This window comes from Methylobacterium sp. J-088 (genome assembly GCF_022829295.1).
Classification (GTDB): Bacteria; Pseudomonadota; Alphaproteobacteria; order Rhizobiales; family Beijerinckiaceae; genus Methylobacterium.
On the sequence record NZ_JAKSYH010000057.1, the window covers coordinates 135441 to 148538 of the forward strand.

Here is a 13098-nt window from a genome sequence, read left to right on the forward strand (position 1 = left end):
CCTTATCGGAGGCGGTTCACGGCATGATGACGGTTTCCGGATCGCCGCTGCGGCGGGCCCTGGCACGGGTCGGCGCCCAGGAGGACCTGAACTTCCTGCTGACCAACCGGCTGCCGCGCCGGCTCGCCACCCGGTTCATGGGCTGGTTCAGCCGCATCGAGCAGCCGCTGGTGCGCGACTTCTCGATCGCCACCTGGCGCCTGTTCTGCGACGTGGACCTCTCCGACGCCCGCGAGACGTGTTTTCCGAGCCTCCACGCGGCTTTCATCCGGACGCTCCGGCCCGGGGCCCGGCCAGTCGAGGCCGATCCCACCATCCTCACCAGCCCGAGCGACGCGATCCTCGGCGCCCACGGCCGGATCGAGGCGGGGCGCCTGTTTCAGATCAAGGGTCTGTCCTATCGCCTGGTGGACCTGCTCGGGGGCGATGCGCAGCTCGCCGACGCGCACGAGGGCGGCACCTACGCCACCCTACGCTTGACCGCCGGGATGTATCACCGCTTCCACGCGCCCCACGACGCGCGGGTCGAATCGGTCCGGCACATCTGGGGCGACACGTGGAACGTGAACCCGATCGCGCTGAAGCGCGTCGAAAACCTGTTCTGCCGCAATGAGCGTGCTGTCCTGCGGCTGCGCGTGACGGAGGCGGGGCACGCGGTCACGCTCGTGCCGGTCGCGGCGATCCTGGTGGCAGGCCTGCGCCTCGGCTTCCTGCCGGAGGGCAGGGTCCTGCGCGGGACGGGCGGCCGGACCTTGCCCTGCACGACCCGCCTCGCCAAGGGGGACGAGATGGGCTGGTTCGAGCACGGTTCGACCATCGTGGTGCTGGCACCGGAGGGCTTCACGCTCCTGCCCGGGTTGACCGAGGGCCGAAGCCTGCGCATGGGCGAGCCGCTGATGCGCCTGCCCGCGGCAGCGAGGCCCGAGTGACGGGCCCCGCTGTCGGTCAGGCCGCCTGGACGGTTGCGAGATAGTCCGCCACGGCGGCGCTCAGTGCATCCGACTGCCGCGACAGTTCGGTCGCGGCCGTCAGAACCTGGGTCGCGGCGGTGCCGGTCTCGGCGGCGGCGTGCGTGACCGCTCCGATGTTGACCGTCACCGCCTGCGTCCCACCGGCCGCTTCGCTGGCGCTGCGCACGATCTCCTGCGTAACGGCCCCCTGCTCTTCCATCGCGGCCGCCACGCCGACCGCGATGGTCCGCAGATCGAGGACCGTGGCGGTGATAGCCTAGATGGCGTCCACGGCGCGGGTCGTTTCGCCCTGAATGGCATTCACTTGGCCTGAGATCGTCTCGGTGGCCTTCGCTGTTTGGTTGGCGAGTTCCTTGACCTCCGCGGCGACCACGGCGAAACCCCGGCCGGCCTCGCCGGCCCGGGCCGCCTCGATCGTGGCGTTCAGTGCCAGCAGGTTCGTCTGCGCAGCGATACCCGAGATGAGGCCGATCACGGCTCCGATCCGCTCGGCGCCCTCGGCCAGACCCATGACCAGTGTGTTGGTCTCATTGGCGGTCGTTGCGGCGCGTTCGGCCATTTCGGAGGACCGCGTGATCTGACTGTTGATCTCGGCGATCGAGGTCGACAACTCCTCGCTCGCCGCGGCGACGGTCTGGACGTTGGCCGAGGTCTGTTCGGCCGCCGACGAGACCGTAGCGGATTGGGCGGCGGTCTGATCGGCATTGCGGCTCATTGATCGGGCCGTCGCCTGCATCTCGTCCGCTGCGCTCGTCAGCGTTTGCGTCATGCGTTCGACCTGAGACCGGAACGCCCGTGTCGCCCCATCCAGGACCTCCGCCCGGCGGGCTTTGTCCGCGAGATCCTGCACGGCCGCCTCATCGGCCACGCGCTTGGCGATCAGCGCCTCGCGGAAGATTTCGAGGGCCTTTGCCATGGCGCCGATCTCATCGGACCGTTCGGCGCCGATCACCTGCGTGTCGAGGTCGCCGGAGGCAAGGCGACCCATCGTCAACGTGGTCTCCTTGATGGGTCGTGTGACCTGACCGAGGATCACCCTGACTCCATATGCGACCGCGACCACGGCGATAAGCAGCGCCGCGAGTTGCAGGATGCGCAGGATGTCCGCCAAGGCTTCCGCGCGCTCGAACTCCGCGCGCGCCTCGCTGACTTGCAAGTCGCTGAGCTTCGTCACCCCCGCCATCGTCACTGTCATAGCCTGAAGCAACTCGGCCGTGGCGGATGCGGTCGCGGCGGTATCCTGCGCCTTCAGACTGCGGCTCAGATCGTGGAGGATGACCGCGTCCCGCTCAAGATGCGGCTTTAGGGCTTCGACGAGGCGCTCCTCTTCCGGTGTCAGGTAGGTGACCAAGTATTCGGACCAGACCTGCTTGGAGCGTGCAAGTTGCCGTTCCAGGATTGCGGCTGCCTCGGTCCTGTCCGTCGTTGCTTTATCGATGGACCGCAGGACGACGAGCATGGCGTCGTAGGCGTCCCGGAACGTGCTGAACTGGCTGAGCGGTAAAATTCGGTCCTCGACAATCGTATGAAGGCTTCTGTCGCTGCTGCGGAGCGCAAAATTGCCGAGCGCCGCGGAACCAAGAAGTAGAGTGCCAAGCATGACGAGGAGTGCGATGAGTCGCACTTTGATCGAAATTTTCATTTGAAGGGACAAGTCCTAGGGTGCGCAATTTCTCAAAATCTTTGACATCCTAGTGCTTTGCAAAAGAAACTCAAGTGTCATACTTCGATGTCGGTAATAATTCGATATCTCAGATGATGTACGGACTGATTTTAGGCAAAAGGAATTCAATTTGGTCGATCGCGCGCAACGATAGTCAATTGGAGATCTGGTTTTGCTGAAGATTTTTGATGCGAGCGAATCGGATATCGGATCCGATCAACGGCTCTCGAATTTTTGATCGGAGATCGTCTTTTCCGAAAGACGGGGACGCGCTTTTGGATGAGGTTCGATTACCGATTCGTCTGCCGCGACGGCCTCGTGCGTCACGCTGCCCGCGGACGAATGACGACTTCCGAAACGCAACGAGCCGCCGGCCCCGTTCAGGGGCCGGCGGCTCGCGTGCTCGGCGCGGTCGGCGCCGGTCTATACGTCGAGGTTGGCGACGCTCAGCGCATTCTCCTGAATGAACTCGCGCCGCGGTTCCACGACATCGCCCATCAGCTTGACGAACAGGTCGTCGGCATCGGTGACGTCCTTAACCTTGACCTGCAGCAACGAGCGGACTTCGCGGTCCAGCGTCGTCTCCCAGAGCTGCTGGGCGGTCATCTCGCCGAGGCCCTTGTAGCGCTGGAGCTGCAAGCCCTTGCGGCCGAAGGCCATCACCGCCTCGAACAGGGCGACCGGACCGTGCAGGACGGTCTCATCGGCCTTGCGCATCAGCGTGGCGGGCTCGCCGTAGATCTCGCGGAAGGCGTCCGCCCGCTCGGACAGGCGGCGAGCCTCTTGGGACGCGATGAGGCCGGCATCCAGCGTTGCCACCTGCCGGACGCCGCGCAGCGTCCGGCTCAAGCGGTAGCCGCCCTCGAAGGCTTCACCCTGCCAGCCGCGCTCGGTCTCGTCCGCGATGGCGTCGAGGCGGCGCGCGGTCACGTCGGCCAGCACCTCCGCTTCGCCCGGATTGTCTGCGACCTCGGCATCGAACGCACCGGCCAGCACCGCCTGCTCGACCACCGAACGATCGTAGCGCGTGTGCAGGCCCTGTAGGATGTTCCGGAAGGTGCGCGCCTCTTCGACGAGGCTCTTGAGCTGAGGTCCGGCGAATTCTGCGCCGGTGGAGAGCCGCAGGATCGCACCGTCGGTGCCCTGATCGATCAGGTAATCCTCAAGGGCACGCTCGTCCTTCAGGTAGATCGCCCGGCGCCCGCGCTCGGCTTTGTAGAGGGGCGGCTGCGCGATGTAGAGGTGGCCGCGATCGATCAGCTCCGGCATCTGCCGGAAGAAGAAGGTCAGCAGCAGGGTCCGGATGTGAGAGCCGTCCACATCCGCATCGGTCATGATGATGATGCGGTGGTAGCGCAGCTTCTCAGGATTGAAGCCTTCGCGATCCGTGGAGGAGCGCCCGATCCCGGCGCCGAGCGCCGTGATGAGCGTCCCGATCTCGGCCGAGGACAGCATCCGGTCGGCGCGCACACGCTCGACGTTCAGGATCTTGCCGCGGAGCGGCAGTACCGCCTGGAAGGTCCGGTCGCGGCCCTGCTTGGCCGAGCCGCCGGCGGAGTCACCCTCGACCAGCAGGATCTCGCACTTGGTTGGGTCGCGCTCCTGGCAATCGGCGAGCTTGCCGGGGAGCGAGGCGATATCGAGCGCGCCCTTGCGGGTCACGGTCTCGCGCGCCTTGCGGGCCGCCTCGCGGGCGGAGGCCGCCAGCACGACCTTGCCCATCACCGAGCGGGCCTGCTGCGGGTTCTCTTCGAGCCAGGTCGAGAGACCCTCGTTGAGCACGTTCTCCACCGCGGGCCGGACCTCGGAGGAGACAAGCTTGTCCTTGGTCTGCGACGAGAATTTCGGATCCGGCACCTGTACGGAGATGACCGCGGTCAGCCCCTCGCGGCAATCCTCGCCGGTGAGCGAGACCTTCTCCCGCTTGGACACGCCTGAGGAATCGGCGTAGCCGGTGATCTGGCGGGTCAGCGCGGCGCGGAAACCCGCCATGTGGGTGCCGCCATCCCGCTGCGGGATGTTGTTGGTGAAGGGCAGGACCGTCTCGTTGAACGAGTCGTTCCACCAGAACGCGACTTCGACGCGGATCCCATCGCGTTCTGAGCAGACGACCACGGGATTGCTGATCCCGTCGATCGGCTTGCGGGAGCGGTCGAGGTAGCGCACGAACGCCTCGATGCCGCCCTCGTAGTACAGTTCCTCGCGCTTCTTCTCGGCATGGCGACCGTCGGTCAGGACGATGCGCACCCCCGAATTGAGGAAGGCGAGTTCGCGCAGGCGCTTCTCCAGCGTCCCGTAATCGAACTCGATCATCGTGAAGGTGTTGGTCGAGGGCAGGAAGGTGACTTCCGTGCCGCGCCGGCCGTTGCCAGGCCCAACCACCCCGAGCGGTGCCACGGCATCGCCGTGGCGGAACTCCATCGCGTGCTCCTTGTCGTTGCGCCAGACGCGCAACTTGAGCCACGACGACAGAGCGTTCACCACCGAGACGCCGACGCCGTGCAGGCCGCCGGAGACCTTGTAAGAATTCTGGTCGAACTTCCCGCCCGCGTGCAGCTGGGTCATGATGACCTCGGCCGCCGAGACGCCCTCTTCCTTGTGGATGTCGACCGGGATGCCGCGGCCATTGTCGGAGACCGTCACAGACCCGTCCGCGTTGAGGGTGACGGTGACGAGATCGGCATGGCCCGCGAGCGCCTCGTCGATGGCGTTGTCCACCACCTCATAGACCATGTGGTGGAGACCCGAGCCGTCGTCGGTATCGCCAATGTACATGCCGGGGCGCTTGCGGACGGCGTCGAGGCCCTTCAGCACGCGGATCGATTCCGCGCCGTAATCGGCGTGCTCGGATTGGGGGGTGTCGGCCATGTACTTCCTCGGGCAGGCGGGCCTTGACGCGACGGAGGGTCTCGCGCCGTCAGGCGCCCACGCCTGAACTCTCACTCGGTCTACGCAATATAGGGGTTCCACCTTGAGTTTGCACGATTTTTGCGCGCTCGTGGTGGGACCGGTCCGTCTTTTCTGAGGCCCCCGGCTTAACGCCGCGTTAGCCCTCGATCCCGCCCGCACTGGCCGCGTCGAGCCGGGCAACGGACTCTGCCGACAGCGTCAGCCCGGCCGCACCCAACAACTCGTCGAGCTGCGCCACCGTGGTGGCACTGGCGATCGGCGCAGTGATGCCTGGCCGGGCGATGATCCAGGCCAGCGCCACCTGCGCCGGGCTCGCCCCGTGCGCGGCTGCAACCGAATCGAGCGCATCGAGCAACGCGAAGCCCCGCGGGTTGAGGTACTTGGCGACCCGGTTCTCCCGGGCCCGGCCGGCAGCGTCCTGAGCGGAGCGATACTTGCCGGTGAGGAAGCCCGCCGCCAACGAGAAATAGCCGATCACGCCGACCTGCTCGGCCCGGCACAGGGGCTCCAGCTCGGCTTCGTAGCCGCGCTCGGCGAGGCTATAATCGGGCTGGAGGCATTCGTAGCGTGGCAGGCCCGCCTTGGCCGAGAGCGTCAACGCCTCCTTGAGCCGCCCGGCGCCATAATTCGACGCCCCGATCGCCCGGACCTTGCCGGCCGCGATCAGACGCTCGCAGGCGCGCAAGGTTTCCTCCAGCGGAACCTCGGCATCGTCGAGATGGGACTGGTAGAGATCGATCCGGTCGGTTTGCAGCCGCCGCAGCGATGCCTCGCAAGCCTGCTCGATATGCTGCGCCGACAGGCCCTTCCCGGCCTCGCCCATATCCATGCCGACCTTGGTGGCCAGCACGACCCGGTCCCGCGCACCTGGGCGGGCCGCGAACCAACGCCCGATCACCGTCTCGGATTCGCCGCCGGCGTGGCCCGGAGCCCAGCGGGAATAGACGTTGGCGGTGTCGATGAAGTCGAAGCCGCGTTCGACGAACCGGTCGAGGATCGCGAAAGACGTCGCCTCGTCGGCGGTCCAGCCGAAGACGTTGCCACCAAGGCAGAAGGGCGCGACCGTGAGGTCGGAGCGGCCGATGCGGCGCTTGTCCATGGCGGTCAATCCTGCAGGAACGGGTTGGAAACGCGCTCCTCGCCGAGCGTGCTGGTCGGGCCGTGGCCCGGGATGAAGGCGATGTCGTCGCCGAGCGGCAGCACCTTCTCCTTGATCGCCCGGATGAGCTGATCGTGGTTGCCGCCCGGCAGGTCGGTGCGGCCGACCGAGCCCTTGAACACCACGTCGCCCACAAGGGCGAAGCGCGCGTCCCGGCTGACGAACACTACGCTGCCGGGGGAGTGGCCCGGGCAATGAAGGATGTCGAAATCGAGGCCGCCCACGGTCACGGCGTCGCCCTCGTCGAGCCAACGGTCCGGCGTTACGGCCCGAGCCTCACCGAGCCCGTAATTGGCCGCCGTCTCCGGCAGGGAATCGAGGAGGAACTTGTCTGCCAGATGCGGGCCCTCCACCGGCACGCCGAGGCGCTCGCGCAGCTCGTCGGCGCCGGCCGCGTGATCGACATGGCCGTGGGTCAGCAGGATTTTTTCCACCTGCACGCCCTGCTCACGGATCGCCGCCTCGATCCGGTCGAGGTCGCCGCCGGGATCGACCACGGCGCCGATCTTGGTGGCTTCGTCCCAGATCAGGGTGCAATTCTGCTGGAAGGGCGTGACCGGGATGATCCCGGCGCGGGGCGTACCTGGCATGGAGTTCCGCGGGTTGGCCGCGCCGGCTTCGGCGCTCGTGGAGGGGTTCTAGCGCAGAAGAGGCGCTGCGGCACCTCCGCACCTCTCCCTCCCCCCTCTGCGGGGGAGGGTGGCCCCCGAAGGGGGTCGGGAGAGGGGAGCGACGGGGCAGGATGTGGCTGTGCCCGTCTTGAAGGTCGCGTCTCTTTCGGAAGCCGCGCTCCCCTCTCCCGACCCATGCTGACGCAGGGGCCACCCTCCCCCGCAAAGGGGGGAGGGAGGGTGCATGTGCCAGCCGGGCCGCCCCATATGGCGACCGCGCGATGATCCCAAGCCGAATGTGTGAATCCGCGCATCTCCGGAGGTGGCGCTGTTCTCCCATCGGCGCTACACGGCCCCGTCCCAAGCCGACGCGCAGGTTTTCGCACGCGGATTGCGCGGGATCGAGGCCGGTCGCCCCCCTTACGAAGACCGGCCTTGCGGCAGCCGGTAGCCTACAACCGGGGCGTCAAGACCCGGAGCCGCCTTCGGCACCCGAGACCACGCGTGCGTCCGCCCCGCCCTGCGGCCGGCGGAAGCCGTCCTGAAGCTTCAGCATCTCGGCCATGCCCAGCGCCCGGCTGCTCCACCACGTCTCGGCGGTGTTCGTCTGCGTGAAGCGGTCGTGGGACTTGCCGCCATAGGCTCCGAACAGCACCCGTTCCACCCCATCGGAGGTCGGATCGGACCGGTCGATCCGATAGGAAGGCGGAGCGGCCTTGCCGGAGACGCCGATCCGGACCCAGGCGTCGCCGTAATGCTTCTGGCACATCCGCATCGTGACCAGCACCTGCCGAAGATAGGCTTCGCCGTCGGGGAGGTCGGGCAGGATGTCCGCGATCGTCGCGTCCGGGGGGTAAGGCTTCGTCCGGGCCATGGTTCACCTTGCTCCGGCGTGTCCTACCGGTTCGGCCGGCTGAGCGCGAGGCGTGATCGGACCTCCTTCATGCCGGACGCCGCTTCAGGAGCGCGTCGAGCCCGCCGACGCGGAACCAGTGATAGCCGTACCCCTCCAGGAACAGGCAATGCGTGCCGTCGTCCCGGACCTCGCTGCGTGACCCGGTGAGCACGTCGACCAGCACGTCGTGCTCCGGATCCGGGTTGCCTGATTCGAGCGCGATCTCCACCGGCTCCGCCGCGAGATTGTGGATGCAGAGGACCGCGTTGCCGCGCCATTCATAACGCAGGGCCAGCACCGAGCTTCGGCCCGTCGGCACCGCGACGACGTCGCCCCAGCCGATCTCCGGGGTCTCCTTGCGCTGGCGGATGATGCTCTGCATCCAGTTGAGCAGCGAATCCCGCTCGTGGCGCTGGTCGGCGACGTTGACATGGGCGTAGCCGTAAGGGCCGTGGTCGATCACCGGGAGCACGGTGGTGTCTGACTGCGAGAACCCACCCTGGTGCTCGCCGGTCCACTGCATCGGCGTGCGGGCGCAGTCGCGCTCCTTCAGGGTGAGGTCGTCGCCCATGCCTATCTCGTCACCGTAGCGCAGCACCGGTGTCCCGGGGAGGGTGAACATCAGCGAGTAGGCCATCCGGATGCGCCGTGGGTCGCCGGACAGCATCGGCGCAAAGCGGCGGCGGATGCCCCGATCGTAGAGCTGCATGCCCTTCTCGGGACCGAATTCCGCGAACACGGCCTCCCGCTGCGCCTCGCTGAGGCGGCCGAGGTCGAGCTCGTCGTGGTTGCGCAGGAAGATGCCCCACTGGCACGAGAGCGGGCGGGGCTTCGTCTTCTCGATCGCCTTGAGCAAGGGACGCGCGTCGTGCGCCGCGAGAGCGTAGAAGCTCGCCTGATTGACCTGGAAGTTGAACATCATGTGCATGCGGTCGGCGTCGTCGCCGAAATAGTCGAAATCCTGTTTCGGCAGGATGTTGGCCTCGGCCAGGATGATGGCGTCGCCCTGGCGCCATTGCAGGAATTCCCGGAAGTCGCGCAGCATGTCGAACTGCTCGCGCGGTTTGCCGCCGACTTCCGCGCCCTTCTCGGCGATGACGAAGGGCGCCGCGTCCATCCGAAAGCCCGACACACCGAGCTGGATCCAGAAGCCCATGATCTTCAGGATCTCGGCCAGCACCGCGGGGTTGGCGGTGTTCAGATCCGGCTGGAAGTTGAAGAACCGGTGGAAGTACCAGGCCTTGGCCTTCGAATCGTAGGTCCAGGTCGTGTCCTGTACGCCCGGGAAGACCATGCCCTCGTCGGCGGTGGCGGGCCGCTTGTCCGACCAGACGTACCAGTCTCGGAACGGCGAGTTCGGGTCGGATCGGGCCGCCTGGAACCAGGGATGCTGGTCCGAGGTGTGGTTGACCACGAGGTCGATCAGCACCCGCAGGCCACGCTGCTTGGCCGCGTGCGTGAAGGCCACGAAGTCGCCGAGCGAGCCGTAGGCGGGATCGACGCCGTAATAATCGGCGATGTCGTAGCCACCATCCTTCTTGGGCGAGGGCTGGAACGGCATCAGCCAGACCGCGGTGGCGCCCAGGCCCTGGATGTAGTCGAGGCGGCGTTCGAGCCCGGCGAAATCGCCGACACCGTCGCCGTTGGCATCCATAAAGGTTCCGACGGAGAGGCAGTAGATGACGGCGTTCTTGTACCACAGGTCGTTGATCATACTGCCCCCCGGCATCGTCGCGCCTTCAGAACGTGGGGCCGGCCCAAAGCGTTGCCGTTCGGCGCGTCCTTAAATCAGCCGCGTTGTGCACGCCCTGTTCAGACGCGTGCCCGGACGGTCCGGCGCACCCGTTGCGTCCCCGAACCCAGCCTGCATGAACGCCATCCTGATCAAGCTGTTCGCGACTGCCCTGACGCTCAGCCAGGTCACGACCCACCCGGATGCGGTCCGTACCCGCTTCGATCCGGCCACCGACGGACCGGAGGTCATACGGCTGCTGCGCGACGGCTGCGCCCACATGCGCAAGAGCTTCGACATCGAGGATATCAACCTCGACGACCTGATCTCCACCGCGATGGAGGATCCGACGACGGTCGCCGGCCCATCCGCGCCGAAGATCCTGCACGGGCTCGATATCAACGAGCTGAACGTCAGCTACAAGCAATTCTGCAAGGGTGAGAACCCGCCCAATTCCCCCTTCGATGCGAAGGCGGTGATCGAATTCTACGACAACGCCGTCAAAGACCTGCCCAGCGCCGAGACCCTGCGCGACAAGGCCCTGCCCGGCATGACCCGGATCCTCGACGGCGCGGGAAAACCCTTCGCCGAGGCGTCCGAGCCGAACGGGCGACGCGTCGTGGTACCGATCTCGGCGGTACCGCCGTTGGTACAGAAGGCCTTTATCGCCGCCGAGGACAAGCGCTTCGAGAGTCATCACGGCATCGACGAACGCGGCGTGATCCGCGCCTTTATCGGCAACCTCGCCTCGCCGGGCCGGCCCGCCGGCGGCTCGACCATCACCCAGCAGGTGGTCAAGAACTTCTCCGTGGGCGACGATGTCACCTACGAGCGCAAGATCCGCGAGATGATCGTCGCCTTGCGACTCGAGCGGATCCTCGCCAAGCCGCAGATCCTCGGCTTGTATCTCAACGGCATCTATCTCGGCCGCGGCGCCTACGGCATCGAAATGGCGGCGGAGAGCTATTTCGGAAAGCCGGTCGGCCAGCTCACCCTGCCGGAGGCAGCCCTGCTCGCCGGCATGCCCAAGGGCCCGAACTTCTACAGCCCCGACAAGTACCCCGAGCGGGCGCGGGAGCGCCGGGCCTACGTGCTGTCGCGCCTGAAGGAAGAGGGCACCATCACCGAGGCTGAGATGAATGCCGCGATCAAGTCGGATCTCGGCTTGAAGTCGATCGAGACCGCGCGACGCGATTCCGGGTTCTACGCGGTCGATTTCCTCAATCGCGAGGCCCGGACTTTCGCGGGCGTCGATTCCCTCACCACCGGCTCGTTCACAGTGCGCTCGACGATCAATGCCGGCCTGCAGCGCGCCGTCGAGGAGGCGCTGCAGGACGGTCTCGCCAATTACGAGCGTTCCACCGGCCGCCAAGCCTTTACCGGCCCTGAGCTCAACCTCGCCGACAGCGTCCGCCGCATCCAGGCCGCGACGCCGGCCCCTGAGGCATCGCCGCAATCGGCCCCCTCGGTCACCGGGGCCCGGGCGGATCCCGTCAAGCCGGACGCCAGGAGCCCGCGGACACCGAAGGTAGCGGTGACGCCGCAGCGGAAACCGGCTTGGCTGCTCGCGCTGGAGAGCGCGCGACCGGTGCTCTACGACGTGCGCTGGCCGATGGCCATCGTGCTGGAGACGGGGCGCGGCGGCCTCAAAGTCGGGCTCGCCGACGGCCGCACAGCCACCCTCGATGCCGGGATCGCCCGCGGCAAGCTGCAGCTCTACGACGTGGTGCGTGTGAAGGTCACGCAGGGCAAGGGCGGCGCGCATGCGCAGCTCCGCGTCCGGCCGACCGTCCAGGGGGCGGCTGTGGTCATCGAGAATCAGACCGGCCGGATCCTCGCCATGGCGGGGGGCTTCTCCTACCCGCTGAGCCAGCTCAACCGCGTCACGCAGACGGTGCGCCAGCCGGGTTCGACCCTCAAGCCGTTGACCTATCTCGCTGCCCTCAATGCCGGCCTGCAGCCGAACACGCTGGTGATGGATTCGCCCGTCACCCTTCCGCCGATCAACGGGACCGGCGATTCCTGGTCTCCGAAGAACTACGAGGGCGGCGGCTCTGGCCCCACGACGCTCCGGCGCGGGTTGGAATTCTCCAAGAATCTGGTGACTGCCCGCCTCCTACAGGGTGGTATCGCCCCGAAGGCGCCGGCAAGCCTCAAGCGCGTCTGCGACATCGCCCTCGAAGCGCAGATCTACGCCGAGTGCGAACCCTATTACCCCTTTGTCCTGGGCGCGCAGCCGGTACGGATGCTCGACCTTGCGGCCTTCTACGCGGCGGTGGCCAACGAGGGGGCGCGGCCGACACCTTATGCCCTCGAATCGGTCGAGCGGGACGGTAAGTCGCTGTACACGCATGCGGCGCGCGAACCAGTTCGGATCGGCTCGGCCGACCGGGTCTCATTCTACCAGCTCAAGACCATGCTCCAGGGCGTCACCCAGCACGGCACCGCTGCGGCGTTGTCGAAGGTCTCGGCCTACGTGGCCGGCAAGACCGGCACGTCGGAGAACGAGAACGATGCGTGGTTCGCGGGTCTGACCAACGAGATTTCGGTGGTGGTCTGGGTCGGCTACGACAATGCCGACGGCAGCCGTAAAACGCTTGGACGCGGCCAGACCGGTGGCCATGTCTCGGTTCCGATCGCCTCGGCGATCCTGCAGGCGGCCTGGGCCAACGGCGTGCCGAAGACGCCGCTGAAGGGGCCTACGTCCGAGGCGCGGCCGTTCATCGCCGATTTGGCGATCGATCCGCGCAGCGGTGTCCGGGTCGCGGGCGGCGGCTTTATCGAGCATTTCCGCACCAGCGGCGACGGCAGGATGGCCGATACCCAATACCGCCTCGTCCCGCGCGAGACGCTCTACGCGATGCGGCCGGACGCCGAGGATGGCGACCTGGGCGGTGCCGAGGACGGTGCGAGCGTGGCGGGCGACTATTACGGCACCATGACCGGCGAGCGTGCGCCCGCGGATCCGCTCGACCCGTTCGGAGACCGTCCGCCGCCGCGCAGCCGCCGTGCGCAGGGGGATCTGGATCCGTCCGGCCAGGACCCGTACAGGCCGTGGCCGGGCCAGGCCGCACGCTCGCCGTTCGGGGATGACGGCGTTCGCAGGCCCCGCCGCCGCGATCCGGACTACCTGTTCGGCGAAGAGTCCGGCTTCTGA

General features: G+C 67.1%; 9 protein-coding genes. 2 read left to right on the forward strand and 7 right to left on the reverse strand.

The annotated features are described in order from the left end of the window. Positions 1-23 precede the first annotated feature (23 nt). On the forward strand, positions 24-929 hold the full coding sequence (asd, locus tag MKK63_RS07375) for an archaetidylserine decarboxylase (RefSeq protein ID WP_244000180.1): 906 nt from the start codon (positions 24-26) through the stop codon (positions 927-929). A gap of 16 nt (positions 930-945) precedes the next feature. Here asd and MKK63_RS07380 read toward each other — a convergent pair whose 3' ends face one another. From MKK63_RS07380 to MKK63_RS07410, 7 genes are all read right to left on the reverse strand, one after another. After that, on the reverse strand, positions 946-1170 hold the full coding sequence (locus MKK63_RS07380; RefSeq protein WP_244000182.1) for a hypothetical protein: 225 nt from the start codon (positions 1168-1170) through the stop codon (positions 946-948). Positions 1171-1227: 57 nt separating this feature from the next. Continuing rightward, positions 1228-2613 carry a methyl-accepting chemotaxis protein gene (locus MKK63_RS07385; RefSeq protein ID WP_279574549.1) on the reverse strand — a complete coding sequence of 462 codons (1386 nt, stop codon included), beginning with the start codon at positions 2611-2613 and terminating at the stop codon, positions 1228-1230. Between the two features lie 444 nt (positions 2614-3057). Further along, positions 3058-5502, reverse strand: coding sequence for a DNA topoisomerase (ATP-hydrolyzing) subunit B (gene gyrB / locus MKK63_RS07390; protein WP_244000184.1), 2445 nt, complete (start codon positions 5500-5502; stop codon positions 3058-3060). A 178-nt stretch (positions 5503-5680) separates the two neighbouring features. Continuing rightward, a complete protein-coding gene (locus MKK63_RS07395; RefSeq protein WP_244000186.1) occupies positions 5681-6643 on the reverse strand; it encodes an aldo/keto reductase in 963 nt (320 codons plus the stop codon). A gap of 5 nt (positions 6644-6648) precedes the next feature. Further along, positions 6649-7293, reverse strand: coding sequence for an MBL fold metallo-hydrolase (locus MKK63_RS07400; RefSeq protein WP_244000188.1), 645 nt, complete (start codon positions 7291-7293; stop codon positions 6649-6651). A gap of 487 nt (positions 7294-7780) precedes the next feature. After that, entirely contained in the window at positions 7781-8188 is a 408-nt protein-coding gene (locus tag MKK63_RS07405; protein WP_244000190.1) for a hypothetical protein, read from the reverse strand. A 67-nt stretch (positions 8189-8255) separates the two neighbouring features. After that, complete coding sequence (locus MKK63_RS07410) at positions 8256-9923, reverse strand: alpha-amylase family protein (RefSeq protein WP_244000307.1); 1668 nt, start codon at positions 9921-9923, stop codon at positions 8256-8258. A gap of 154 nt (positions 9924-10077) precedes the next feature. Between MKK63_RS07410 and MKK63_RS07415 the strand changes: the two genes are divergently transcribed. Continuing rightward, positions 10078-13098, forward strand: a complete 3021-nt coding sequence (locus MKK63_RS07415) for a penicillin-binding protein 1A (RefSeq protein WP_244000192.1) — start codon at positions 10078-10080, stop codon at positions 13096-13098.

Bases quoted from the DNA above. Each gene is read 5' to 3' on its own strand.
- MKK63_RS07395 (WP_244000186.1), bottom strand. From the start codon at position 6,643: ATGGACAAGCGCCGCATCGGCCGCTCCGACCTCACGGTCGCGCCCTTC.
- MKK63_RS07400 (WP_244000188.1), bottom strand. From the start codon at position 7,293: ATGCCAGGTACGCCCCGCGCCGGGATCATCCCGGTCACGCCCTTCCAG.
- MKK63_RS07410 (WP_244000307.1), bottom strand. From the start codon at position 9,923: ATGATCAACGACCTGTGGTACAAGAACGCCGTCATCTACTGCCTCTCC.
- MKK63_RS07415 (WP_244000192.1), top strand. From the start codon at position 10,078: ATGAACGCCATCCTGATCAAGCTGTTCGCGACTGCCCTGACGCTCAGC.
- asd (WP_244000180.1), top strand. From the start codon at position 24: ATGATGACGGTTTCCGGATCGCCGCTGCGGCGGGCCCTGGCACGGGTC.
- MKK63_RS07385 (WP_279574549.1), bottom strand. From the start codon at position 2,613: ATGAAAATTTCGATCAAAGTGCGACTCATCGCACTCCTCGTCATGCTT.
- gyrB (WP_244000184.1), bottom strand. From the start codon at position 5,502: ATGGCCGACACCCCCCAATCCGAGCACGCCGATTACGGCGCGGAATCG.
- MKK63_RS07380 (WP_244000182.1), bottom strand. From the start codon at position 1,170: ATGGAAGAGCAGGGGGCCGTTACGCAGGAGATCGTGCGCAGCGCCAGC.
- MKK63_RS07405 (WP_244000190.1), bottom strand. From the start codon at position 8,188: ATGGCCCGGACGAAGCCTTACCCCCCGGACGCGACGATCGCGGACATC.